At 58.5% G+C, this 25,404-nt stretch carries 16 protein-coding genes; 8 read left to right on the top strand and 8 right to left on the bottom strand.

Features of this window, described 5'->3' with window-relative positions; translation table 11 throughout:
* Window positions 1–424: 424 nt before the first annotated feature.
* The 4 genes from HJB89_RS30240 to HJB89_RS30255 all read left to right on the top strand — a co-directional run bounded on the left by HJB89_RS30240 (window position 425) and on the right by HJB89_RS30255 (window position 7,256).
* The gene (locus HJB89_RS30240; protein ID WP_026242314.1) at window positions 425–1,183 is read left to right on the top strand and encodes an ImuA family protein; all 759 of its coding nucleotides are present in this window, start codon (window positions 425–427) and stop codon (window positions 1,181–1,183) included.
* A complete protein-coding gene (locus tag HJB89_RS30245; protein ID WP_165505510.1) occupies window positions 1,098–2,615 on the top strand; it encodes a DNA polymerase Y family protein in 1,518 nt (505 codons plus the stop codon). The genes HJB89_RS30240 and HJB89_RS30245 overlap by 86 nt, the downstream gene beginning before the upstream one ends.
* Window positions 2,612–5,878, top strand: a complete 3,267-nt coding sequence (locus HJB89_RS30250) for an error-prone DNA polymerase (protein WP_018516677.1) — start codon at window positions 2,612–2,614, stop codon at window positions 5,876–5,878. The genes HJB89_RS30245 and HJB89_RS30250 overlap by 4 nt, the downstream gene beginning before the upstream one ends.
* 511 nt (window positions 5,879–6,389) lie before the next feature.
* The gene (locus HJB89_RS30255; RefSeq protein WP_018516676.1) at window positions 6,390–7,256 is read left to right on the top strand and encodes a hypothetical protein; all 867 of its coding nucleotides are present in this window, start codon (window positions 6,390–6,392) and stop codon (window positions 7,254–7,256) included.
* A 157-nt stretch (window positions 7,257–7,413) separates the two neighbouring features.
* Here HJB89_RS30255 and HJB89_RS30260 read toward each other — a convergent pair whose 3' ends face one another.
* From HJB89_RS30260 to HJB89_RS30285, 5 genes are all read right to left on the bottom strand, one after another.
* Window positions 7,414–9,876 carry a S8 family peptidase gene (locus tag HJB89_RS30260; RefSeq protein WP_018516675.1) on the bottom strand — a complete coding sequence of 821 codons (2,463 nt, stop codon included), beginning with the start codon at window positions 9,874–9,876 and terminating at the stop codon, window positions 7,414–7,416.
* Between the two features lie 15 nt (window positions 9,877–9,891).
* Window positions 9,892–10,875, bottom strand: coding sequence for an AAA family ATPase (locus HJB89_RS30265; protein WP_018516674.1), 984 nt, complete (start codon window positions 10,873–10,875; stop codon window positions 9,892–9,894).
* Window positions 10,876–11,598: 723 nt separating this feature from the next.
* The gene (locus HJB89_RS30275; protein ID WP_221150912.1) at window positions 11,599–12,891 is read right to left on the bottom strand and encodes an MBL fold metallo-hydrolase; all 1,293 of its coding nucleotides are present in this window, start codon (window positions 12,889–12,891) and stop codon (window positions 11,599–11,601) included.
* The gene (locus tag HJB89_RS30280; protein WP_018516671.1) at window positions 12,891–15,002 is read right to left on the bottom strand and encodes a S8 family serine peptidase; all 2,112 of its coding nucleotides are present in this window, start codon (window positions 15,000–15,002) and stop codon (window positions 12,891–12,893) included. The genes HJB89_RS30275 and HJB89_RS30280 overlap by 1 nt, the downstream gene beginning before the upstream one ends.
* Window positions 15,003–15,180: 178 nt before the next feature.
* Window positions 15,181–16,182 (bottom strand): DUF1353 domain-containing protein, encoded by a 1,002-nt coding sequence (locus tag HJB89_RS30285; RefSeq protein ID WP_018516670.1) that lies wholly within the window; start codon window positions 16,180–16,182, stop codon window positions 15,181–15,183.
* Window positions 16,183–16,796: 614 nt separating this feature from the next.
* Here HJB89_RS30285 and HJB89_RS30290 point away from each other — a divergent pair.
* The 4 genes from HJB89_RS30290 (at window position 16,797) to HJB89_RS30305 (ending at window position 22,260) form a co-directional block, all read left to right on the top strand.
* Window positions 16,797–19,811 carry a LodA/GoxA family CTQ-dependent oxidase gene (locus tag HJB89_RS30290; protein ID WP_018516669.1) on the top strand — a complete coding sequence of 1,005 codons (3,015 nt, stop codon included), beginning with the start codon at window positions 16,797–16,799 and terminating at the stop codon, window positions 19,809–19,811.
* Window positions 19,795–20,862, top strand: coding sequence for an NAD(P)/FAD-dependent oxidoreductase (locus HJB89_RS30295; RefSeq protein ID WP_018516668.1), 1,068 nt, complete (start codon window positions 19,795–19,797; stop codon window positions 20,860–20,862). The genes HJB89_RS30290 and HJB89_RS30295 overlap by 17 nt, the downstream gene beginning before the upstream one ends.
* Window positions 20,863–21,290: 428 nt before the next feature.
* Window positions 21,291–22,004 (top strand): hypothetical protein, encoded by a 714-nt coding sequence (locus HJB89_RS30300; protein WP_245275422.1) that lies wholly within the window; start codon window positions 21,291–21,293, stop codon window positions 22,002–22,004.
* Window positions 22,005–22,050: 46 nt separating this feature from the next.
* Window positions 22,051–22,260, top strand: a complete 210-nt coding sequence (locus tag HJB89_RS30305) for a hypothetical protein (RefSeq protein WP_018516666.1) — start codon at window positions 22,051–22,053, stop codon at window positions 22,258–22,260.
* A gap of 503 nt (window positions 22,261–22,763) precedes the next feature.
* On the opposite strand, the gene HJB89_RS30310 is transcribed toward HJB89_RS30305, so the two are convergent.
* The 3 genes from HJB89_RS30310 to HJB89_RS30320 form a co-directional block, all read right to left on the bottom strand.
* Window positions 22,764–24,044 carry a phospholipase D-like domain-containing protein gene (locus HJB89_RS30310; RefSeq protein WP_205928823.1) on the bottom strand — a complete coding sequence of 427 codons (1,281 nt, stop codon included), beginning with the start codon at window positions 24,042–24,044 and terminating at the stop codon, window positions 22,764–22,766.
* Window positions 24,045–24,133: 89 nt separating this feature from the next.
* On the bottom strand, window positions 24,134–24,379 hold the full coding sequence (locus tag HJB89_RS30315; protein ID WP_131704930.1) for a hypothetical protein: 246 nt from the start codon (window positions 24,377–24,379) through the stop codon (window positions 24,134–24,136).
* An 8-nt stretch (window positions 24,380–24,387) separates the two neighbouring features.
* Window positions 24,388–25,362, bottom strand: a complete 975-nt coding sequence (locus HJB89_RS30320; RefSeq protein WP_018516663.1) for a hypothetical protein — start codon at window positions 25,360–25,362, stop codon at window positions 24,388–24,390.
* Window positions 25,363–25,404 lie beyond the last annotated feature (42 nt).

Below are 25,404 nucleotides of genomic sequence, written 5' to 3' on the forward strand. Positions count from 1 at the left end.
ACGCTTTTCGACGTGTCCATACCAATTCTTACAACAGGCTTCATGGTATGCGCTCCTCTCGCTCGTGGTTCCATGATCATAATGCCATGGATCGCCGAGGTCTCAGAGCCGTCCACACCAACACATGGGCAGTGACCATTCCCGTGAACACTGCAAGGATCGTAGCCGATGGACCGGTCAAATGCCAAGCGGCGAAGGTGAAGTTACGATCCGTCGAAAATTTATTCTCAGTTCTACCAAATCGCTGCAATCGGCGCATGGCAATGATTCGCAAAGCGAATCTCTTGGTTTCCTAAAGTTGAGAGATAATATTCCTATTCTCGGTTGCTTGACTCTTCGACCGCGCCGGAACAGATAGAGAACATCTGCATTTGAACGACATGAAGTCGAAACTCCAACACGGCCTTCAAGGGACGCGTGAATGATGACTGCTGCCCGCAACAGGGTAATTACCGATCTAAGAGACCGTATTGCCTCCCTTGAGGGCGGTTCGACGAGGAAGGTTGGCTGCCTTGCTTTTGGGGTTTCCGAAATAGACGCAGTGCTTCCAGGCGGCGGTCTGGCCTATGGCGCCTTGCACGAGTTCGCGGGTGGCGGGTCCGGAACGGTCGACGGTGCGGCCGCTGCCCTCTGTGTGGCGGGGATCGCGGCGCGCACGAAGGGGCAGATCCTTTGGTGCATGACGCGTCCAGACCTGTTTTTCCCGGCACTGGCGCAGGCGGGTCTCCATCCCGATCGGGTGGTCTTTGCCGAAGCCGATAGGGAAGAGGATGTCCTGGCCACAATGGAGGAAGGTCTTGGTTACGGTGGCCTGGGCGCCGTGGTCGGTGAGCTCGTCCGTCTTCCGATGACCGCATCGCGCCGGCTTCAGCTTGCGGCTGAGAAGACCGGAACGATCGGGTTGGTCGTGCGACGATGGCGACGGCAGACCGAGGCATCGGATTTTGGCCAGCCGACGGCGTCGACATCAAGGTGGCGCGTCAGCGTGCTGCCATCGGAAGAACTGCCGGTTCCAGGCGTCGGGCGGCCGCGATGGCTGCTGGAATTGATGAGAGTGAAGGCGGGTGAGTGCGCAGAGTTTATTGTAGGAGCGTGCGATGCCACGGGTCGTATCCATTTATCTTCCGGATCTGGCGATCGACAGGATCAGACGGGCCGACAGCGCGGGAATGCTCACCGTTGAGCGGCCGCTTGTCGTCGTCGCGAAGAGCGGTTCTAAACGCTGGATCGCGGCCGCAGATGAAACGGCCCGATCCGCGGGTCTTCATATTGGCATGCCGGCCGCGAAGGCGCAGGCCATCGTCCAGGGTCTGCAGATGGTCGACGCCGATCCGATCGCGGACGGTGCGGCCCTCGAACGCCTCACGCTCTGGGCGTTGACGCAGTACACGCCGATTGTCGCAATGGATGCGCCCGACGGTATCGTCATGGACACCGAAGGCGCCGATCATCTCCAGGGCGGCGAGGATCTGATGCTATCCGGCATCGTCAATCGCTTCCGTGCCAAGGGGCTGACCGCGCGGGTGGCGATTGCCGACAGCTGGGGTGCGGCGCATGCGCTGGCACGGATGAGCCCGCGCGATACTGTGATCGCTGCGCGGGGCGAGACGGCGCGTTTCGTCGAGCGGCTACCGGTATCCTCATTACGGCTGCCCGCGGAAACCGTCGTCGGCCTGCGGACCCTCGGGTTTCAGACGATCGGCGAGCTGTCGGTCATACCACGCGCGCCGCTTGCCCTTCGCTTCGGTCCCGAAATCGGCTGCCGTCTCGACCAGATGTATGGGCGGTTGCCGGAGCCGATCGATCCAATCCGTCCGATGGATGTCATCGAGGTCAGCCGCGCCTTCGCCGAGCCGATCGGCGCGCCTGAGACCATCGCCAAATACGTCTCGCGGCTTGTCGTTGAACTCTGCCAGGCGCTCCAGCAGAAGGGCCTCGGCGTCCGCCGCGCGGATCTTCTCGTCCACAACGTCGACAACACCATGCAGGCGATCCGTGCTGGAACCGCTAAACCCGCTCGCAATGTGGCCTGGCTGACAAAGCTCTTCAAGGACCGGATCGAAAAGATCGAGCCGGGCTTCGGGATCGAGAAACTCTCGCTGGTGGCTGTCATCGCCGAACCGCTCACTGAGGTGCAGAAAGCGTCCTCCCTGATCGAGGAAGAGATCGTGGATATCGCGCCGCTGATCGACGTGATCGGCAATCGCGGGCAGCGTGTCTATCGGATAGTGCCTGTGCCGAGCGACCTGCCCGAGCGCAGCGTCAAGCGCGTCAGTGCGGTTGCTGAGGAGACCGGTGCGTCATGGAGCTTGCACTGGCCTCGACCCGTTCGCCTCCTCTCCCGTCCGGATCTGATCGAGGTGATCGCGCTTCTGCCGGATCATCCACCCGTCTCGATGACCTGGCGAGGTAAGCGCCGGCGGGTGAAACGCGCCGACGGCCCGGAGCGGATTTTTGGCGAGTGGTGGACGAGGGGCTCCGAGTTCGACGCGGTGCGCGACTATTTTGTGATCGAAGACGAGGGCGGTGAACGGTTCTGGATTTTCAGGTCGGGCGATGGCATTGACGCGGCGACCGGCTCCCACAAGTGGTTCCTGCACGGGATATTCGCATGAGATATGCCGAACTCCAGGTCACGACGCATTTCTCATTCCTGCGCGGGGCATCGTCGGCGGATGAGCTGTTTGCGACCGCCAAGGCGCTCGGCATCGAGGCGCTCGGCGTCGTCGACAGAAACTCGCTCGCCGGCATCGTCCGGGCTCTCGAGGCGTCCCGTGCCACAGGCGTTCGCCTCGTGGTCGGTTGCCGTCTCGATCTGCAGGACGGCATGTCGATCCTGGTCTATCCGACCGATCGTGCCGCCTATTCGCGCCTGACCCGGTTGCTGACGCTCGGCAAGGGCAGGGGCGGCAAAGCCAACTGCATCCTGCATCTCGACGATCTTGCCCTTTATGCCGAAGGCCTGATCGGCATTCTGGTGCCCGATCTGCCCGATGAGGCCTGCGCGGTGCAGCTCAGAAAGATGGCGGAAATGTTCGGTGATCGGGCCTATCTGGCTCTCTCCCTTCGCCGGCGGCCAAACGACCAGATGCGGCTGCACGAGCTGTCGAACATGGCCACACGCTTCAAGGTGAAGACCGTTGTGACGAATGACGTTCTTTTCCACGAACCGTCGCGCCGTCAGCTGCAGGACGTCGTCACCTGTATTCGCACCAGAACCACGATCGATGATGTCGGTTTCGAGAGGGAGCGTCATGCGGATAGATTCCTCAAACCGTCCGAAGAGATGCAGCGGCTGTTTCCCCGTTACCCGGAAGCATTGGCCCGGACGATGGAAATCGCCGATCGCTGTCAGTTCTCACTCGAGGAGCTGACCTATCAATATCCTGAGGAGGCAATCGTCCCAGGCAAGGACGCGCAAGCGTCTCTCGAGCACTATGTCTGGGAATGCGCGCCTGCGCGCTATCCGGAAGGTCTGCCGGACAGCGTTCTGAAAATCATCCGACATGAGCTCGACCTCATCCGGACAATGAAATACGCACCCTACTTCCTGACCGTGTTTTCGATCGTCCGATATGCCCGCAGCCAGGGCATTCTCTGCCAGGGGCGGGGATCGGCCGCCAACTCAGCGGTCTGTTACATCCTCGGGATCACGTCGATCGACCCGGAGACGAACGATCTCCTCTTCGAGCGCTTCGTTTCCCAGGAGCGCGACGAGCCGCCGGATATCGACGTCGACTTCGAGCACGAGCGCCGTGAGGAAGTCATTCAGTGGATCTACAAGACCTACACACATCAGAAGGCGGCACTTTGCGCGACTGTGACACGCTATCGTGCGAAAGGGGCGATCCGTGATGTCGGCAAGGCACTCGGTTTGCCGGAGGATATGATCAAGGCGCTGTCATCGGGCATGTGGTCCTGGTCCGCCGAACTGGTCGACGACCGGAACCTTCGGGAACTCAACCTCAATCCCGACGACCGCCGTCTCGCCCTGACGCTGAAACTTGCGCAGCAACTCATGGGCGCCCCCCGGCATCTCGGCCAACATCCCGGCGGTTTCGTGCTGACACATGATCGGCTCGACGATCTTGTCCCCATCGAGCCGGCATCGATGGTCGACCGGCAGGTGATCGAATGGGACAAGGACGATGTCGAAGCCCTGAAGTTCATGAAGGTCGATGTTCTGGCGTTGGGGATGCTGACCTGCATGGCAAAAGCATTCAAACTGATTGAGGAGCATAAGGGCGAAACGATCGATCTGGCGAATATCGAACAGGAAGATTCTGCGACCTATGCGATGATCCGCAAGGCCGACACGCTCGGCACCTTCCAGATCGAAAGCCGGGCTCAGATGGCGATGTTGCCACGGCTGAAGCCGCGGACCTTCTACGATCTCGTCATCCAGGTCGCCATTGTCCGGCCCGGACCAATCCAGGGCGACATGGTGCATCCCTATCTGCGCCGCCGCGAAGGCAAGGAACCGGTCGTCTATCCGACGCCCGAACTGGAAGCGGTGCTTGGCAAGACACTCGGCGTGCCTCTCTTCCAGGAGTCGGCCATGAAGGTGGCGATGGTCTGCGCCGGCTTTACCGGCGGCGAGGCCGATCAGCTTCGCAAATCGATGGCCACGTTCAAGTTCACAGGCGGCGTCTCGAAATTCAAGGAGAAGCTAGTTTCCGGCATGGTGAAGAATGGCTATTCGCCGGAGTTTGCAGAGAAGACCTTTTCGCAGCTCGAAGGTTTTGGCTCCTACGGCTTCCCGGAAAGCCACGCTGCGAGCTTCGCGCTTATCGCCTATGCCTCCAGCTATGTGAAATGCCATTACGCCGACGCCTTCTGCGCGGCCTTGATCAACAGCCAACCTATGGGGTTCTATGCGGTCGCCCAGATCGTCGGCGACGCCCGCAACCACGGTGTGGAGATCCGGCCGGTCTGTATCAACCGCTCTCGCTGGGACTGTACGCTCGAGCCGGTCGTGGGTGACGAGCGCCGCCATGCTGTCCGCCTGGGTATGCGTCTGGTGCGTGGACTGGCCGCAGTCGATGCGGCACGCATCGTGGCCGCCCGTGCCGATCAACCCTTCGACAGCATCGATGACGTGTGGCGGCGCGCGAGCGTTCCGGCAGCATCGCTGGTCGAACTGGCGGAGGCCGATGCTTTCCTGCCATCGCTCGAACTTCAGCGACGAGACGCACTGTGGGCGATCAAAGCCTTGCGCGATGAGCCACTGCCACTCTTTGTTGCTGCGGCCGAGCGCGAGATGAAGACGATCGCCGAGCAGCAGGAGCCCGACGTCAAACTCCGGCAGATGACAGATGGGCACAATGTCATCCAGGACTACAGCCATACCGGCCTGACGCTCCGCGAGCATCCGATCGCGTTCCTGCGCAAGGACCTTGCCGCTCGAAGCATCGTCACCTGCGGTGAAGCCATGTCGGCCCGCGATGGCCGTTGGTTGATGACCGCAGGCCTCGTTCTGGTTCGTCAAATGCCCGGATCGGCAAAAGGTGTGATGTTCCTGACGATCGAGGACGAGACCGGTCCGGCGAACATTGTCGTCTGGCCAAAGCTCTTCGAGCGGCGCCGGCGCGTTGTGCTTGGATCGAGCATGATGGCGATCAATGGCCGCATCCAGCGGGAAGGGGAGGTCGTGCACCTCATCGCCCAGCAGCTCTTCGATCTGTCGGGCGACCTATCAGCCCTGGCTGATCGTGATGGAGAGTTCAAACTGCCGACGGGGCGCGGTGACGAGTTCGCCCACGGATCACCGGGAAGTCCGGACTCGCGGGATCGGGCGCCGGCGGTCAAGCCGAGGGATATTTTCGTTCCCGCCCTGCATATCGAGACGCTGAAGGTGAAGGCCAGGAATTTTCACTAATGAATTCAGCGTGATGGCTCATCCTTGATGGAGAATGCGGCGGTTCTAATCCTTTCAAGGCGTTAGATAGAGCCGGTGGATGGGTAGGCGTCTGCAAGGCTGGGCATGCTCAGAAGACGCCGAACGAGGATACTACTGGACGGGGAGCCGGTTATCGCTTCCGGTCGCAAGATATCGTCGACCCGCCAGTCGAGCAGTTTTGCCACCGGACTGACACCGACAATTGATGCGCGCCGCAGGTCGTAGCCGAAGCAGACACAGTAATGTTGCGGCACGAGTTCGGTCTGATTGAAGACGGCAATACGGCTCCGGCAGGATGGGCATCGGTCACCCAACCTGCAGCCATGCCTTGTGCATATAACCCAGGTCGCAAGCCGCCGTCGCGGCCAATCAAAATCGCTCCGAAGGGGCCAAATTCAGCCACCCGTGGCAAATAGTTTTCAACACGCCGAGTCACAACTATGAATGCTGAACACGAAATCCAGCTCCTAAGCTGAAAGAGGAATTGAATATGAGCGGGACGGCTCACGAAATCTCAGACGTAACGCGGCGCGCGATCATCGACCATTTGAGCGTTGCCCACATATTTTGGTCCGGCCGCCTCTCGGATGATGAATTCCTTGCGCGACTCTACGATCTCTCGACCATGCCGTCGTACGACTATCGCTACAGCAATGCCGCCGGCGATATCCGTCAGCATATGGTTCGCAATCGAGATTGGGACGATAACTGGGTGTTCTTCGACGGCCGCTTCAATCTCCTTCATGCCTCGGATGGCGAGTTTCTCCGATTTTTATGCGAGACCCTCCATCCGGTCGTTCGTCTAGACGAAGAGCAGGTTTCGGAGTTGCTGAACATCTATAACGAGGCGCTGGCCGCCGATGGCTTCGTCCTCGTACCCGGAAAAACAATCTCAGGAAGGTCGCTTTTCGTCGCTCAGGCGGTGCATCGCGCGGTCGTCTTCGAAGAGCCGACCGGATGGCAAAAGGTTGATCGGCAATTGCAGGAGATGCGATCGAGGCTCGATTCCGCGGAGACCGAAGAGCAGTTTCAAGGCGTTGGCTTGCTTTGCCGCGAAGTCCTGATCACGGTTGCGCAGGAAGTCTATAATCCCGCCAGGCATCCCCAGATTGACGATCGCGTGCCTAGCCCGACAGATGCCAAGCGCATGCTCGAAGCTGTTTTCCAATCGGAATTGCAGGGCTCAAGCAATGATGAAGCCCGGGCGCATGCCCGAGCCGCCGTCAATCTCGCGCTGGCCTTGCAACACAAACGGCTGGCGGACTTTCGCACAGCCGCACTTTGTGCAGAGGGAACTTGGTCCGTTGTAAATATGTTGGCAATCCTTGCCGGCCGTCGCGGCCGCCGTGATCGATGACGGACACTTAAGAACCCGCACCTAGCCCTGACTCCCGCATCTATTTCTATTTCATTCGCCCAACCGGAGTCCAATAGATTGAAGGTCAGCGTTCCCCATCAGCATTGTTTCGAATAGCCGCTTGACCAATCGCCCAGGGCGCAGAGGAAAACGCGGCTCATGCTGCAGGAATCTCGACCTCCAGCTTGTTCTCAATCGCGGTGTAAATGTCGATGTCCGCACCAGGCGCCCTGACGGATACGACGAGCGCATAGCGTGCCGCTCGGTCCCAACGCTGCAAACCGGGCTTCTCCTTCCACCAGCCGCTAACCGGAAAGACGCCGATCGCATCGCGTTCAGCAAGCGCAGCAGCACTTCCGCGCCAGATGTCGGAATGAACCGACCCGCGATCTCGTATCATTCCGAGAAACCAGTTGTCGCCACCTGCAGCTGCGCCCACCGCGCCCCCTTCTTCTGCCTCGGCCGCCTTGTTGATCCTCGTTCGGAACTGCTGCAGGCTCTCGAGGGAGCGTTTGACTGCAAACCGCAAGGAGTGTGACGAATAGCGATGGCGGCGCGTCCATCCGCGTTCACCAGGATTCGGTTCGATGAAATATGACAGCGTGACGCGAAGTTCGACGTCGGCAGCACCAAGCTCCAGCAACTCGTCACGCGGCCACGGCAGCGCGTGCAGGTTCATGCTTCTAGTCTTGATTACCGATTTTTCCTTTTTGAACGGCAGTAGCACGTCCTCTACCACCAACGTGGCATCATCGGCGGCACTTTTCAGGGCACGAGAGAGGTCCGGCACGCCCCAGCCGTAGCGCCGCAGCATTGCCATTTTCATGGCTTGCGTCCCCGCGCCGTCGAAATGGTCTCGCATTGCAGGCGTCCACTCGGCAGAATGGATGGCGAGACCCCGTACCGTCTCCGGCCAAAGCGTTGGACGAGCGGAAATGATGTTTGCACAAAGGTTTGCGCCGAGTGCGGCGGCGGCGCTTGTATCGCCAAATGTATCAAAAAGTCGAATGTTTGGCCGGTAGTATGTGGTCAGCAGTTGCAAGTCGTCCACATGTGAGCTCGGATTCACCCCGTCGTGGGCGAAGTTTCCACCTTCGAAAACGACATCCGGTCTAACGGGCCATTGACGATCCCAAGTTCCCGAGGTTCTGCTTGCCGGTGATAGGTCGCCGGCTGGCGCGACCGGAGCCCAATCACCGAAGGCCGGATCAATGATGTTGACCTTGTCAGTGTAGGCTCCGACGACGAGAGCGTTCCAGGCCTGTGCCGGGCTTTCTGCCTCTTCCAAATCATTGCGATCCGGATACTCCGCCGCATGGATGTCCCCGCGGAGATTGCCAGCGGCGATGACAATCAGACGACGGAGAGCTCCTCCGCCATAGGTCAGTTGGTCAACGGCGGCCGACCAAGATGAGGGACGTCCACGAGCGAGGCCTATCTCACTTGTGACCGCCATACAAAAGACCCGCTTGCGAAGTGGCGCGCTTGCCTCCGCCTTGGTCATCCCGGTTTCAGTAATCGCACCATATAGCAGCGGATCATTGCCGCCATTTGGCGGGAGGATTTTTATAGTTTCAAGCCAGTAGGGTAATTCGACGGCACCTTGCTGCGTGAGCGCCTGCTGAAGATCACCATAGAGCGCCACGCCAGCCATCGAAGTGCCATGCCCGTTCCAAAACTGGCTGTCGCCAACTCCCCAATTATTGTCATATGCATGCTGGTGGGCAGCCGGCAATGCTGGAGCGATCAAAGGGTGTTCCCGTGTCGCTCCGCTATCGAGCAGGCATATCGCCGGCGCCAGTGCGTTCGGGGCGACAAGACGATCCACAAGGTCCTCCGCCCACTCCACCTGCTCGGCGGCCCCCATCTCCAAGAAGGTCGATGGCGTGTCCTTGGCGAGCCGGAGTTCAGCGACGGCGTCAGAATTGATCAAGAGGCGTGCGATAATAGCCTCTGTGCCATGGGCGAGCACAACATCCCGTTCGGGGAACCGAATAGCGTGATCCTTGAGCGGAATATTTAAACGTTCGGCTACTGTTCGAAACGATGCGAGTTTTCCGTCCCTGATCCAGACTTCCCACCATACGGCGAGATCTGGCTGCGGATAGAGGTCTGGTGTGTCGGTAAAGAGTGATCGGACGGCCGCGAGACGAACGTCTTCAATACGCGCAATCAAGTTTTGGTTTTTGGGACGCCCTGCCTTCGTTTCCTCATTGCGATAGGCGTCGACTTTTTTGCTGTAGAATTCGACGGAGCGCTCAGGGACGAAGACCGTGGCGGTGATACTCTCCTCGCCAGCCGCGACCTGAGGAACGGCGACGAGTTCAATGCCAGCCGGCTTGTTTTCCAAAGCCTCCACTGCGCCGCGTTCTGCCGCGGGGATATCAAACTGCAAATAAAAGCCGTGTTCGCCTTCGGCAATTCCCGCCTCCCTATTCGCTATAAATTGCTGCGCGCCAGCAATCGCAGTCGCAAGCGATTGAGAGAGCTTAGCTGCGTGCTGTGCTCTTGCTCGAGCAGGGGGAAGACCGGAAATAACCGTACGTGGGGAGGTATAGGCCTCACCTTGGCCCCCACCATCCAAGAAAAAGTGAGATCGATTGCGAGGCGGTCTGGCCATGTAATGGTGGTCGCCTTATCGCATCGTGGCGTGACGTTCCGACAAGGCGCCAAGCAGAATTGAGGTTTCCACCGTCGGCTTGTCACTCAAGATAGCGATCTTTGCAGCTTCGTCCGCAGCTCGTGCTATCTCCGCCTGACTGAGTCCCTTGGCTGCATCGAGGATTTCCGACCAATTGATCTTCTTTGGCTTGAAGCGGGATAAATGCGTCTCCAGGATTCCGCGCGTGATGCGCTCGTCCGGTAGTTCGTATGTAATCACGTCATCGAAGCGGCGGAAGATCGCCTTATCGAGAAGTTCTGGATGGTTTGTGGCAGCGATGATCAGGCTTGGGCCATGGTCATTCTCGATGAACTGGAGAAAGGAGTTGAGCACGCGACGAATCTCGCCGACATCGTTCGGCCCGGACCGCTGCGATCCGATCGCATCGAATTCGTCGAAGAAATAAACGCCCCGTTGCGCGGCGACGGCATCGAATACCAGTCTTAAGCGCGAGGCTGTCTCTCCCATGAGTTTGCCGATAAGGCCGTCGTAGAGAACTGTAAAAAGTGGCAGCTTTAGTTCATGTGCCAATGCCGCTGCAGTCATCGTCTTGCCAGACCCCGGCGGGCCGACAAGGAGCAACTTGCGGCGAGGTGTCAGCCCATGGGCTTTCAGCCGCTCCTGATGCCGCTGTTCAGCGATCACTCTTCCAAGCCGTTCGTGAAGCTCGTCGGACAAAATCATGTCTGCTAGTCGCGTGTCCGAAAAACGTGCGGCGAGCAATTTCGTTAATTCGCCTTTCGGTTGTGTGATAGGCACCGGACCTGCGCCAATGCGTGCGACGGTCGACGTCTTGCCGCGAGCTGCGTCGATTAGCTCTCTGAGCTCTTGAGCGAGCTTGCCATGACCTTGCCGGGCTTCATGCGCGGCAAGCTGTGTCGCCACGGAGAGGAAGCGACCTTCATCTCCGTCTATATGGCTTTTCAGCAAAGCTACGATGTGTTGTGCCGTGGTCATTTTCTCGAACTAATCGTTGGTCAGCTTGTCGGTGCCATGGGCACCTTAGCGTCTATCCATTTCAATGTGTCAGATATTTCCATTACGCCGTTTCGGAAATGAACCTGTCCACAGATTCTCACTCAGGTTGCAAAGCCTATCGATATATCGCACGAGGCGTTTAACAATTCCTTGTGTCTCTGCCGGGTTGCCGGCCAGTTAGAGTTTTCTCCACGTATACGTTCCCGGCTGATTGACTTTCTCTCCCTTCGCGCCGGGCACCCCCTTCCAATGATACTGACCCCAGGCCATTCCGTAGGGCCACTTCGTGATCTCGATATCTTCGACAATCAGGAAGTGACCAGCTTAGGTGCTCCAGGAACTCTTGGCGACCTTCAGCGGCAGAACCTCACCGCTCTCACGCCAGAGCTGAAAGATGTTCTTCCATTCGGTGTCGGGTTCAGTGTGCAACCGCATCATGGCCCTCTTGGGATTATCTGCACATACGCCTATGTCGCTGTCGCGTTCCTGCCGAGCGTCAAAGTGGTAATGCTCGCCATCTGAATTGCCCTATTCTTTTCGAAACAAAAAGGGAACCTAGCAACTAAATCGGCCATTGAAAACCCTTGATTTCGTGCCTTTTGCGTGGGCCAGATCGTTCCATTTCAAGTACTTGGCATGGTGTAGTCGGTGGATTGAATCTCATCAAGGCGAGCATAGGCAGATTTTGACCTGTGAGTGCGATCAGGTCAGATCCAGCCTGTGTCGACTTGCGTTTTTCGAGAGGAAGTGCGCCTTAGCTTCCGGAGCTATGCCATCGGCTCCAAAGAACCCTTCGATCGTCTGCCAGAGTTTCAAGTGTTTGGTAGCGCAGCGTGCTGACGAGCAATTGAACCAGAATGTCGTGTCGCCGCCGTCACTCAACGGTATGGTTTTCACAGCCTTCAGATATCCTTCGACGACGTCTGGCTCTGGGTTGTGATGCTCGCCGTCACCGCAGAAAATATAGTGGCTGGCACGGATACTCTCGACGAATTTCTTTGAGTAGCTGTTGTCGGCGCCATGATGGGGCACTTTCAGCACGTCGACTTCGAGCCGCTTGTCGTCTCCGATGAATTTCGCCGCGGTCAGGTATTCGAGCAGGCTCTCATCGCCCGCGTCTCCTGTCAGAAGAATTCGGCGGCCATTCTCCTCGACGAGAAGCACGAGGGAGGCGAGGTTGGGGGGAGTGACATCCTTTTCGATCGCGAGTGCCAATTCCTGCGCTCGGCGGGCGACGTCCATCGGTGACACTCCGGAGCGAAGGTCTTCGACATCGCGGCGGTGCCGATTGCGCAGGGTTTCGACGTAGTCTTTCTTTCTCTTCAGCCAGTCGACCCAATCGTTGCGCAACACTTCGAGCTGCACTTTCGTTGGACCCACCACGGTAATGGTCATAGAGCCCAACTCAATCGGCTTTTTGGGACGCGCGACCATGAAGTTTCCGGCAAAGTCTGGATTGAGCGGTATGCTCAACTGATCGTCTCCGATCCGCCAGTTGACTTCGATGGCGTCGCCGACGCTGAGCGCGAGCATCTCGACACGCTCCGCATTCCTCACCATTTCCGGCGTACCCAACCCGGCGGCATTGAGGCCAGCCATCGCGTTGGCACTGGCCGCAAGTGCGCTACCCAGTTGCACGCTTTCGGACTTGCTGATGTCGTCGAGGAGGGCATTGTGCCAGAGCGCTCGAATCGCCGGTGGCCTGGGCATCGCGGGCTGTTTGAACTTCTTGCCCTTGAGCTGCATGTGGTCGAAGGCTCGCCACTTCATCTCGTCATCAAGCATCCGGAGCACGCCACCGATATGGTCGCGGTCGATGTGTGAGACATAAACGACGTCGATTTCCTTTTGCGCCGCCCTGAGTTCGGAGAGTGGGGTCGCGATGAATTCGTCATAGGCGTCCGGTAGGCCGGCATCGGCCAACAGACGCCGGTCATCGCTCGAGGTCAGTAACAGGCAGTCGCCGCTGGCGGCAGGGAAAACTTCGATCTGCATCAACTTTTGCCCTTCATTCGCTTCTGAAGACTGTCGGTCAGGTCATCCACGGGCTGGACCATTCTCACCACCTCCCGCAGGCACGCGCCCGGATCAATGACACCGAAACCAGAGCCGTTTTGCCATTCGTAGCCGGAACCCGGAAGCGGTTGTGAAGTGCGTTGGATGACCCCACCGATCTGGGCGGCAGTGAGTTGCGGGTTTAGCGAGAGCATCAGCCCGGCAACGCCCGAGACATAGGGGCTTGCCATACTGGTACCTGTCATTTCAATCCACTTGTTTTGCGAATCGAAACCGCAGGCCGCGACGATCCCAGTGCCCGGCGCCGCAATCTCTGGCTTCATCCTCCCATCGCGGGTCGGCCCTTGGCTCGAGGACGCGTTGAGCAGTTCCCGCGCCTCATCGAGATTGGCTACGCCGATGACCCGCGGACCGCATGCCAACGAACTCAGCGTCGAATGGTCGACGAAGGTATCCGGTCCAAAGAACGAGGGTAACCGCCACTGCGTGCGTACCCGACCGCGTGACGGGTCGTCCCGCTCGATCCACGCATCGTAGGCTCCGTTACGCACCACCTTGCCGGTAAGCCGCACCTTCCAGCCGCCGGCTGTAATCCCCACGATTGGCTCGCCCATATAGGGACTGAGATAGATCGAAATACGGTTATCCCCATTTTTGGGGTCACTCAGGACGTTGTAGATCGAAACGACTGTGCGATCGGCCAGCAGCAGGTTCTCCACCCTCTGGCCGGGAGAGACCGGCCCGATGCGAATGCCGTTAGGGGTAACGAGCTCAACGTCGAATTCATCCTGTGCGCTGTACCAGATTTCGAGCTCATTCTCGGAAACGTCTTCGACACCGTTGCCAACCACGAGCCATTCCAGATCGCGCCGCAGCGCCGCCGCTGGGATTCGACCGCTGGAATGCACCCGCCCAGACCAGATGCCGGTATCGCCTTCGAATTCCAGCGCATCCTGTCCGGAGTTCCCGGCCGCGACGCAAATCGACCGGCCCGGCTCGGTCATCGATGCGTCGATCCAGCGTGAAAGAAGCTCCGAGCCATCGTGTGCGCCGCCATTGGTGCCGAGGCTGATATTGATCGAAATCGCCTCGATATCCTTGTCAGCCTCCGCCAACGCGAAGAGATACGCCAGACCGTCGACAAGGCAGGTCGTGTCGTAGAACGATTTGCGACGATCGTTGTCAGCGTCGGGGAGCGACAGGAGAACAGCGGCGATCTTTGCCCTTTTGCAGAGACCGGAGCGGCCCGCAGCGATGCTTGCAACATGGGTTGCATGAGAACCGCGGATTTGCTGTGACTGCGGCGCAAGATCGTAGGGTGATACCCGCGCCGCCTTGGCTTCTTTCAGCGCAAAGGCGATGTGCTCGGCCGTGATTTCAGACCCGCGGCTTTGGGCTTTGCTTGCCTTCCCCTCGCTGACGGCGAGTTGCGGTGGGTCGAAAGCATCACCGCCTTGATCCCAGATGCGGATGATACGTGAATTGCCGGCATCGTCCATGAAGTCTTCGTGGGCGAAATCAATGCCACCTACGTCGATTATCCCGATTAACACGTTCTTGCCAATGTCATCGATCGTTCGGTTCTTGCCGGCGACGCCGACTGTGCCGCTATTGTAGAGAACGTAGCGGTCGGCGGATGGTTGGCTGGGGGTGTTGGCGCCAATCTGAGGGTCCGGCGCCCGCAGCGTCTCGGCGAGCTCGATGGATTGCACCACGGGATCCGAGTCGAGCTTTTGGAGGTCCGCGATGCTTACGGTGGCTGTGCCGACACGGCCGTTGCGGCGTGTGACAAGATCAGGAGATTTAGCGCTCTCACGATTCAGAAGGACAAAGACGCTGACCTCGACATCCTTTGGTAGGTCCTTCTGTTTCGGGCCGCGGGCGATTGCTGCGATCTCATGCTTCAGTTGCTTGATGCTGTCGTCGGTCGTCAAGCTGACGATATCAGGCACTTTCAGTTTCTGCGCCGCCGGTTTGAGCCGCACGGCACCGTTCTGCTGCGCGCGCACCGCGTTCACGTTAGAATCGCCGTTTGCCACGCAACGCAGACGACTGTTTAGTTTGCGCATCCGATCAAGTGGATTGGCCATCTCAGCTCAAGGTCCTTTTTCAATCCGAGGATTTTACTGCGACAAGTACTTTCTGAAGTGGGCACACAGTTCTAGAAATCGGCCCATCGGCGCCATGAGATACTGAAGTCGCACGTGAGCGTTTGTGGCGCGTGACGCTTCAATCCGTTGGCAAATCACTCCACACGAGCTAAGCGAGCTAGTTCAACCGGGTAGGCAGATTGAACTGCGTCGGACTGAGGTCCAGTTTCTGTTCAAAAACCTTGAGATCGGTAGGCTCCAGCACCATGCCACCTGAAACATCGCCTCCCTGCGGAAGGGCGCTACCTTGGATGTCTGAAAAGCTGGGAATCTTATTCTCCGGCCAATCGTCTATAGCGTCGAGCTGGATGCGCTTCGGTTCAAGGACAACACCAAGTGAATTCGGATCTAGCCGATATGCTGACGTCGCGAAAATCTCGCGGGTATTCGCAGCGTTACTTTCAATGCTTTCAATCGAGGCGGAGACCGTTCCGGTCGGCAGAACGTCGAGTGTTGCCCCGTCCGACGTCTTGAGATTACGAGCGATTGCATTGAATTTTCCAACTGCGACAGCCAAAGTTTCTGGATTTTCGAGATTAACGCCGGGTGTGGCAACCGTCGCCGTGACAACTATGGGAACTGAAGTGCATAGACTGCCGGTGGGTCCAGCGTGGCACTGCAGTTCGTTCACGACCTTTGTTTCCAGAGTCCAGTCTGGTCCGTACGTCGCGACCGCCCAGTACATTGCCTTTGCTTTCCATTCCGCCACTCCGTTGGCCCGCATGCCATAGTAGAAGTTCCGGTGCGTGTCGTGAGCTGTGCGATTTTGCTTCGTGCAAAAATAATCATGAATGATGGATGCCTTCAGATAAGGCCCTTCGAATGGCCCTCCAATAATCGACCAGAAGGCCTGCGGAATAGAAGCTCCATCCACTTTTTCACCGGCGGGAACGTCCCACTTGAGGCCATTCGGGTCATCGAAGCTGAAGTTGTTTGACAATTCAAATAAAGGTCTCGGATCAGCATTGATGAACTGGCCTGACGGCCCGATCGAGAAGCTGCCGAAGAACTCAGCCGCGTTGATTTCGATCGCGCTGCACGACAGCAGAACTGCGGCCAATGCCACGCGCTTGAAGGAACTGTCTGAACCACTGTTTTTCGCCAAAAGGTCAGGTTGCATGTTTGAAATCCTCTCCAGTCTCAGCTCCGTAAGGTGCGAGCATTTCCCTCCAGGAAATAACCCATGATTGCAAATTCTATTGATGACGTCAAAGAGCATAAAGAGGTTGGATGATTGGCGCGTGCTTCCCACCTCCCGGCAAGATCGTAGCGTCGGCTTGAAATATCTATTAGTCGAAAGGAACGCTGGCTTTATGCGGTCAGCCGACTTGGTCCACCGCCAATGTGGTCGCCGGAAGCGGCTTGATCCGCGACTTTGCATAGACCTTCGGATCGAGCCAGTCGGCCCCGACACTGCACTGCTTTTCCCAAGGCGAGGGATGCGATTAAAGCCTGCGACGTCCCGCGCCCCCATGAGCCAGCCTCTCTGCCTGGCTTCGGAGAACATGGATTGGCGACTAAACAGGCAGGGTCTTTTCCCCTTTGCCAAGACTATGGTAGATCCATGCGTGATCGACCGACCAGCATGACTATACCTCGGCCCAGGACTGCCAAGGCCAGAAATTTCACCGCCAATTGGCGCGAAAGCAGAATTGCTTTTGCAATTATAGCTGGTAGTCTCCCTTCTGGTATAGAGGAGTTATGCGGGCGAGCGCTTGCTAGGGGGAGGGAGACATGCGGGATATTGAGCCGACAGAACATGCCGGCGGGGACGAGATCGACTGTTCGAAGGACCCCATTGGCTCATTGGTCAAGATGTTCGTGGAGTTGACCCAAGGGGAACGGATCAAACGCGGTCAATCTCCAGCGCTCAGGCCGGTTTTTCTCAAGCCCCACGGCGTGGCAGCGGGCGAATTTATCGTTCGCGAGGAGGTGCCGGAAGCGCTCCGGATAGGCCTGTTCGGAAAGCCGGGAGCCCGGTTTCCGGCGTGGATGCGGTTTTCCTCCGATACGGTGCCAACCGTCGGTGATTTTCAGACGACCCTCGGCATCGGCATCAAGCTCTTCGGCGTCGAGGGTGCAAAACTGCTCGACGATCCCGACGACACGACCTTCGATCTCATTCTTCAGAATTTCGAGGTGTTTTTCCTGGATACCGCTGCCGACATGTGTGCCTTTACGAAGGCGGGCATCGTTGACAGGAACTATGACAAGTATCTTGACGCGCATCCGGCAACGAGAGCCTTGCTCGATGCCATGGCAAAGCCTGTCGCAAGTGTCCTGGCGACACCCTATTGGAGTGGCCTGCCGTTTCGCCTCGGATCCGGCGCTTATGTCAAATACAAGCTGGACCCCGTTCTTTCTCTCGCGCCGCTGAAAGAGCGTCCTGATGACCCGACCTACCTTGCTGGTGACTTGCGCAGCCGCCTCAGCCAGGCTGCCGCCGGCTTCCGCTTCATGGTCCAGTTGCGGAGCCATCCCGATGAGATGCCGATTGACCAGGCAACTGTCGCCTGGCCGGAAGAATTGAGCCCTCCGATTCATGTCGCCGATCTCGCCCTCTTCAAGCAAGATATCAGCGCGCGCGGCCAGGCCGAATATGGCGAAAATCTTGCCATGAACATCTGGCGCGTCAACAAGGATCATGAGCCTGTCGGATCGCTTGCCGACGCCCGTCGCGCCGTCTATGCCGCCTCCGCAAAACAGCGCCGGGACGTCAACGGGATTCCGATTGGAGAACCTGACGAACCTCGGCCGGTGATGACGCCTCCGTCTGCCGTCGACAGCGTGATCGTTCTGGCGGCCATCCACCCTGCAATCGGCATTGCCCGCATCGGCGACAGTAAGACTGACTATTTCATCGGGCCCGAACTGGCCGACGCGCCGATCGATCCGGCGTCCGCCGAGACCTACCGGGACGATATCGGCGCCATCAAGCGGCAGGCTGCCCGTTTCAGGATCTACGGCTACAACGCCGCCGGCAAGGTTGTGCGCGAGCTGACCTCTGAAAACGCGCACATCGCCTGGACGGTGCATGTGGCCAACCGGAAAGCTCAATGGTACCAATTTCAGTACGCGCTCGATATCCCGGAAGCCGTAAACGCCGCCGACAACAAGTTCCCGCTTCGCAATGCCGACATCACCGACCGCAAAGCGCTTGCGATCGATCCAGGCCCGAGAAGCATCTCAGGTGCCAACCGTTCGGGTGGCAAGGAGTATGCCTTCGATACCGGCACCTTCCAGGCACGACTGAACAGTCCGGTGACGGTTCCGCTCGGTGAGATTCGCACGGACGACGTCGGCCGGCTGATCTTCCTCGGCGGCTGGGGCAATTCGGAATCGCCGACGAATGCACCGGTTTTCGACGACAAGAACGGCCGCAGTTTCAACAACGCCAATGATTGGTACGACGATACTTCGGACGGGCCGGTCACGGCTGAGGTTTCTATCAATGGACGGCCGGTGCCGGTCACCGGCGCCTGGGTCGTCACGGCGCCTCCGAACTACGCTCCCGGCATTGTCAGCTGGCGAACGATGTATGATGAAATGTGCGACGTATACGTCCAGAGCGGCTGGCGAAAGGTTCCTGAAACACCGTCTTTCGTCGGTGACATTCTGCCGATCCTGTCGAGACTTTCCGGTCTTCAATGGGTCAATGCAGGGTTCGCGGCCTATTTCGCGAAGGGCGGTGCAGTCGATTTCACCAGTTCGGACCTCTTGTCGAGACTCTGTCACAAGCCGGACACGGCGAAGTCGCCGGACCCATATGCCGGCCTGAGACGGGCGATCTACCACAGTTTCCGTCCGGCCAAACCGCGGGTCCCCGAGCCCGTTTCTGGACCTCATGTCTGGCCCTGGATCTATGGCGATGCATTCGGCAGCTTTCCTGCAAATGGCACCGGAAACCTATTGGCGATGACCGGACTGCAGGACGCAATCTTGAGACAATGGGTAGAGGGAGATTTTCACGGCGATTGGCCTCCCGCCAAACCGGGGCCGGCGAGGTTCGAAGATGTGCCCTTGGCCGAGCAGCCAGCAATGCTCGACAAGGCCGCGCTGCACTACTGCCTCGCTGATACTTTTCATCCCGGCTGCGAACTGACCTGGCCGATGCGGCACGCCAGTCTGTATTCGGCGCCCTTCCGGGTACGCGCCCGGCCGGCGAGCGAACCAGAGCCCGACTACGGCAGCGAATTGACGCCTGTTTCGGTCGCCGAGGTCGGCGGTCCACTTTATTCACAACCGCCCGGCGGCCTGACCCGGTGGATGGCCATTCCGTGGCAGGGAGATACGGCTTTCTGCCGATCGGGTTATGATCCTGAATACGATCCATACCTGCCGACGTTCTGGGCTACACGGGTGCCAAACCAGGTCCTTACCGAAGAAGACTATGCCAAGGTGATGGACGGGTCCCTTCCGCGCGAAGAAAGAATCGCGGCTTTCAATCAGCGTCATCACTGGCTGCGGGCCATCATGAAAGGCGGCGTTGCCACCGTCATGATGCGCATGACGGAGCTGTTCGGACAGCTTGGGATTGTCGAGATCCGGCCGGGCATCAAAGGCGATCCCGATTTCCCGGAACAGATCTATGTAGAAAGCCTGGCAGCAGGGCAGGTCAAACTCCTTGCCGTCGAGGCAGCAAAGGTGCTTGCACAAACGCCTCGGCCTCTCACCCATCTCGAAAAAGCCGGCTGGGAAAGCCAAGAACAGCTCGACGCATTCAGGGCCGTCCGTGTCCGAAACCGGTGACGTCCTCATTGCCGGCGCCGGGCCCGCCGGATCGGTCGCAGCTTACCGGCTGGCACGCGCCGGCGCTCGGGTGTCAATGCTCGATGGGTTGAACCCCGGTCCTGCGCGCATAGGCGAGGTTCTCCCGGGCGCAGCATGCCGCCTCCTTGCCGTTCTCGGCTTGGAGAGCGTGCTTCAGCCAGGGGGAAATGCCGTTCTCGACCGCGCCGGTGGGCGGATTTTTGCCTGGGGTTCGGAGCTTCCGATCCGTGAGGATGCTCTCAATGATCCGTATGGTCCTGGATTGAGGCTCGACCGCTGGCGCTTCGATCAGGCCTTGCGACGAAAGGCGATCGAAGCCGGAGCAGAATTTCGGCGTGCGAATGTCGTTTCGATCGAACGCGCCAACGGGGGCTGGTGCTGCACGCTCTCCGACGGCGTGCAGATCGCCGCCCACTGGTTGATAGACGCAACTGGACGAAGTGCTCGTATCGGCCAGCTGCTTGGGGCTAGGCGTCACCGAGGCCCGGCCCTGGTTGCGCTTTATGCCACCGCCGTCCCCTTATCGAATGCAGATGTTGATCGCACCGTCGTTGAGGCGCTTCCGAGCGGGTGGGCGTATGCCGGCAGGCTGGGCGGCCGCAGCTTTGCCGTCGGGTTTCATACGTCGCCACGTGAGGCAGCGGTGATCCGCAGAATGCCTCAGCGCTACGATGAAATCATCCACGCTGCTCCGATGCTTGCAGCCATGTTCAGTTCGTTTGAATTTGACGGCAAACTTATCGCGCGCGACGCCCGCAGCGCCTGGATGGAGCCCCTCAGGGGAGCCTCGTGGATTTCTTGCGGTGACGCCGCGCTAGCCTTCGACCCTCTTGCTGGACAGGGTCTCTTTAACGCCATCCGAACCGGCATGGCGGCTGCCGATGAGATTTCATCGAATATAGACGAGGCGACCGGCTACGAGAATGAACTGGAAAGGGTTTCGATGATCTATCGGGAACGGCGCCATGCACTCTACCGCGCTGAGATGCGATGGACGGACCACCCATTCTGGCGCGCGCACCAATCCTGATACTGCCGGGGCCGCATCCTTTCGATCGGCATCGCCGACTTTTCCAATCGGGCGCGAACCACGCCCAAGCCGGTATCGGTTGGCAACGTCTTGAGATGTTTGCCGAGCTGGCTGCTATCAGGCTCAAGAACAGCCATGCAGTAGATCGTGCCGTCAAACACCCGTTGACAACTTCAGATTTTGAGCGAAGATGAATGCAAGCGCGCTCGTTAAGCTTGGGGGAGGGACAGCGGCGCTCATGCCAGACTGACAAATCATCCGTTTTTTGAGCATTGTTCCGACCCGTGTGGCAGGAGCGTGATGCAGCCGATTGTCTTCGCCAAATCCCAAGATTTGAAGGCATCGGCGGGAGGCAGTCAAGGGTCCGTGAAGCTGGGTAATTGCAGGCCCAGCCGGGTCTTTGCACTGGTTGGAAGGAGGGACAAGCAATGAGTGAGGGCATACCGCTACCGTGGCCGATACCGTGGTTCGTCGACCCCGGCGCAGCGACCGTCAAGGATGTCAGGGACGCGGGCGCGTTCTCGCAGACGTCTCTTCTCGACCTAGGCTCTCTTTCACAACTTCCATACTGGGGGAATGTGCATGCCGAAGCCGATCGGCTCAGTCAGGAATTTGGGAAAAGACTGCCGGCGGCCACTGTGACCGAACTCTATCTTGTTCAAGGCGTTTCTGAGATCAAGAACAGTCCGGATAAGTCCTTCCCACCTTTCGCGGTCATCTATCCTCCGGAGTTCTTGTTTGTCCTTGATGTTGGTCTCGATTGTCTCGTCGGTGGCAGCGTCTTGTGGAAGAACGCCTATCTCGGCGATCCCGGGTTTCCCGAAAAGCGCGATATTGCTCTCAGAAGCATTCGGGCGCGTACGCCGTCAGCACTGATTTTTCCAAAGATTGCGGGCGAACTGATGATCGGACTGAAGGAGGGCACTGACCTCACTGAAGCCAAGACCGCTTTTAGCGATTTTGGGCTGCGAAATATCTCGATGCCAGGAACGTTCGTCACGGCGACCTGCTCACCGTTTCAGGAGCCTTCGGTCTGCCGGGAACTCGAAGCTCAGTTCGAATTCGTGAAATATGCGGAGATGAACGGTGTCGTGCGGCTTGTCGACTTCGCGCCGGGCTGGACGGTGAAAAGGTTGATGTAGGGATAGCTCGAGCCTGCGCTGGCTACAAATGGGGGAGGGGACAGATATGGATCAGGAAACTTTTGAAGGTGTCGCGGAAACGCTCGAACAGGCGCTTGCGGCAGCCCATATGCAAATACCCGTGATTACAGGGAATGACTTTACCCTATCCCGAGTCATCGACTGGGGAATGCAGTACGGGGGTTTCAACCCGCAAACTCTTTTCTACGTCCGCGTGGTTGCCGATCGCGATAGCGCATTCAAGACCAAGACTTGAGTCCAGAGGATATGGCCACCTCTTGGTGGCCGGACACACGTGGTGAGGATAGGTATGCCGAATTTGGGTCTCACCTGCTTTATCTTAGCCGCCGCAAGCGCGACACGCCGAACTGCTACTGGTCGCGGCGGCCTTATCGCTATCAATTCTGGGCAGAGCACGGAGCCGGTGATCGATGTCGCTGCTGGCCACCCCGAAGAGCCTATTGGTGATAGTCGTTGCAGGTCTTCAATTGAACTGTTGATCCGGCGCTGACGGTCACGGAATGCCCCGCCGTGTTACGACTAGGGAATTTGAGACGGAGGGCTCTTGCAAAAACGGGGCGTGGGTTCTGATTCCTTCAAGGCGGCTAGTTAGCGGGCGGCAGCTGTCCTGGACGTTGACTCGGTGCTGATGGCGATCGCCCATTTCCGGCCAGTCACCTGCGGAGGTCACATTGGCTTCTGTCTAGCAAGGCCGACGCCGATAGCGCCGGCCGAAAATAAGTATTGGATGAGGCGACATTAGACTTCCTCGTAGTCTCCGCGATCGACCCGGATGAATCCTCCTGCGCCTAGTGCTTCCGGCGTCATGACCTGCGGCTCCGCAAAGTCGGGGAGGGTGCGAAAGCCACTCTCCCAATCGTTTTCGAAGATCCTCATGAAATACGTCGCGATACCCTCATGTGTAAGCCACACGCCGGCCTCGCGGTTTTTTGAGACGGCAGCATCTGACCAGTTCTGGGAACTGATCAGCACGCTCTTTCCGTCCACGATGATCATCTTGTTGTGGCAATGAACAAACTCATCCGTGTTGATGAAGCGGATATGCTCGCCGAGTTCGAGCCCGTAGGTCTTCGAGAGATTGTCCAGATTTCGCTGCTCCTTCGGGAGATCCTCTTTATCGAAGATCTTGCCGAGGACGATCCGGATTTCGAGTTCAGGCGAGACCTCTTTGGCCTTCGCGATCGCCTGCATCAGGCGCGTGACGTTTGTTTGGGTCGAGCGGATGTATTGCTGCTCAATGAGAATGGACTTTTCCGCCTTCGCCAGAAGGTCCGGTATGACATCCATGTAGTTGTCGGGGCTGAGAACTGGCTGCACGCTCAGCGGACCCTCGAGGTTGAAGGTTTCGCTCGGGAAGAGATTGGCAGGCCTGCGCGTGGGAGCGCGTTCGACAAGGAAAAACTCGTCTTCGACAGGTCGCCGGAGCATCTCCGGAACCGCATCCACGAGGGCCATGTCGCTCTCGAGCACATCGGCAAAGAAACTCGCCAACTTTTCAGACTGGATCGCGAGACCGGTGTCACGATTGCCGGGTCGGAAACGCCCAGCGCGGGCGCCATCCTCAACGTTCATCGGGATGCTGTTTGTACTGTAGTTTCCACTTTGAACCAAAACCCACTCGCCATCGATGACTATGACCTTCTCGTGGGATGACGTAAAAACGCGGACACTGGAGTTCGCGCACGAGGGCGCTGATACCCCTCGAACCCCCATCTGGACGAGCCGGTCGAACAACTCGCTTTCGCCTTTGCCATCGATATCAAGCATCAGCGACACCTTCACTCCTCGCGCCATTGCCCCAAGAAGCAGATCTTCCATATAGGGTGCCGTGAAGTCATAAATTCCGATCAAGACCGAATGCTCGGCGGCATCAATCATTCGCTTTGTGACGGCGAATGTAGAATCCGGTGAGGCGTAGGCGACGATCTGGCCGTCTACCTCGAAGCTTGGCACCTCGCGCTTTTCGTAGCCCTCCAGACGGCAGTTCCGCGGAACCATTTCTGGCGTCGCTATGGCCACAGTTGCCTCCCAAGCGAGCGCTTGAGGCGATGCTATAGCGGGTCCCCGAGTTTTCAGAACATATGACGGCATGCATTCCGCCTCTTCGGCTATTGCGGTTCGAACGGCTCCGCTTTCTGGATTACGACCGGTACTTCCACGTCATTTCCGTGGTGCTGGACGGTAAGTGCTCCTGGAAGCTTTACTTCGTCCTCTGCTTGGGCATAAATCACCACCACCCAGCCCACTTGGCCGAAGGCATCACCCTTCTCAACGCCGATCGCGTGCGCGCCGACCTTGGCGAGCTCGTCGGCGTGCTGTTGTCTTGCCAGATTGGCTTCATCGAGGGTGGCCACGATGCCTCTCAAAACTTGAACTTCAGTGCGTCCATTACAGTGCGAATTGGGGTGAAAATGCTTCCCTTCGGCGAGCCGGAGAAATGCAGGCCGACCACAGCGCCTTCGTCCGAAACGACCAATGCCCCGGAATCCCCGCTGGCGGTGTAGGTATCACAGAGGACCTGGCCAGAAAATCCGACGACACCCACACCAGGATACTTCACCAGAACCCGAAAATCGACGTCGCGAACGACGGACTGGGTATCCCCTGTGGTCCGCCCGCGCTTTTTCACGACCATATCTCTCGCCGGTGTGGCGACCTTAAGCGGCGTCGCTGCCGCCCAGATCTCACTGTCGACGTCGCCTTGTTGACCCGCGTCGATCTCGGCAAGCGCTGCATCGACAGTATTGGTAAAGCTGTTATTTCCAACTGTGAACGGAGAAAAGGCACTGAGCTTGGCAACCACATTCGTAGGGTCGGCCCCGCCGTCCGCAAAACCAGGATATAGGATCGCGTCACCAAGGCTTGCTAGGCCCGCATTGGCCAAGACGTGGGAATTGCTCAACATGAACCGTTTCCGGCCCTTCCGCACGATTGCACCAAGGGTCCCGGCTTCGATGTCCTTATGTCCGACGCTGAAACCACTTTGCAGCGGAGAGTTTTGAACGTTCTCCTGCGGAACGACCTCTCCGATTTCGACTACATCCGTATAGACAGCGCGACCATTCGCGGCTGCCATGACGGGTGGGAGAATCTGATCGGGCCGCAAATCGGCCATCGGCAGCTTTTCGCGCACATAAAAGACGATTCCAAGCTCATTTGTCCGCTCGCTGCCCGTGACCTTCCGTGCGATGCCTTCCCCGACAATATTTTCGTCTTCAAAGATTGTTCGCACGCGCTCGTAGTGCTGTCGCGTGGTCGCGCCGAGCGCCTCTGGCGCCGCGATCTGCGGCTCGGTAACACGATCTAGAATCTCGATTAAAGTCTTTGGCGTCGCCAAGGCTGCTCCTCCAAAACCCGGACCGATCTACATCCTACACGA

The organism is Rhizobium sp. NZLR8 (assembly GCF_019685025.1).
GTDB lineage: Bacteria > Pseudomonadota > Alphaproteobacteria > Rhizobiales > Rhizobiaceae > Rhizobium.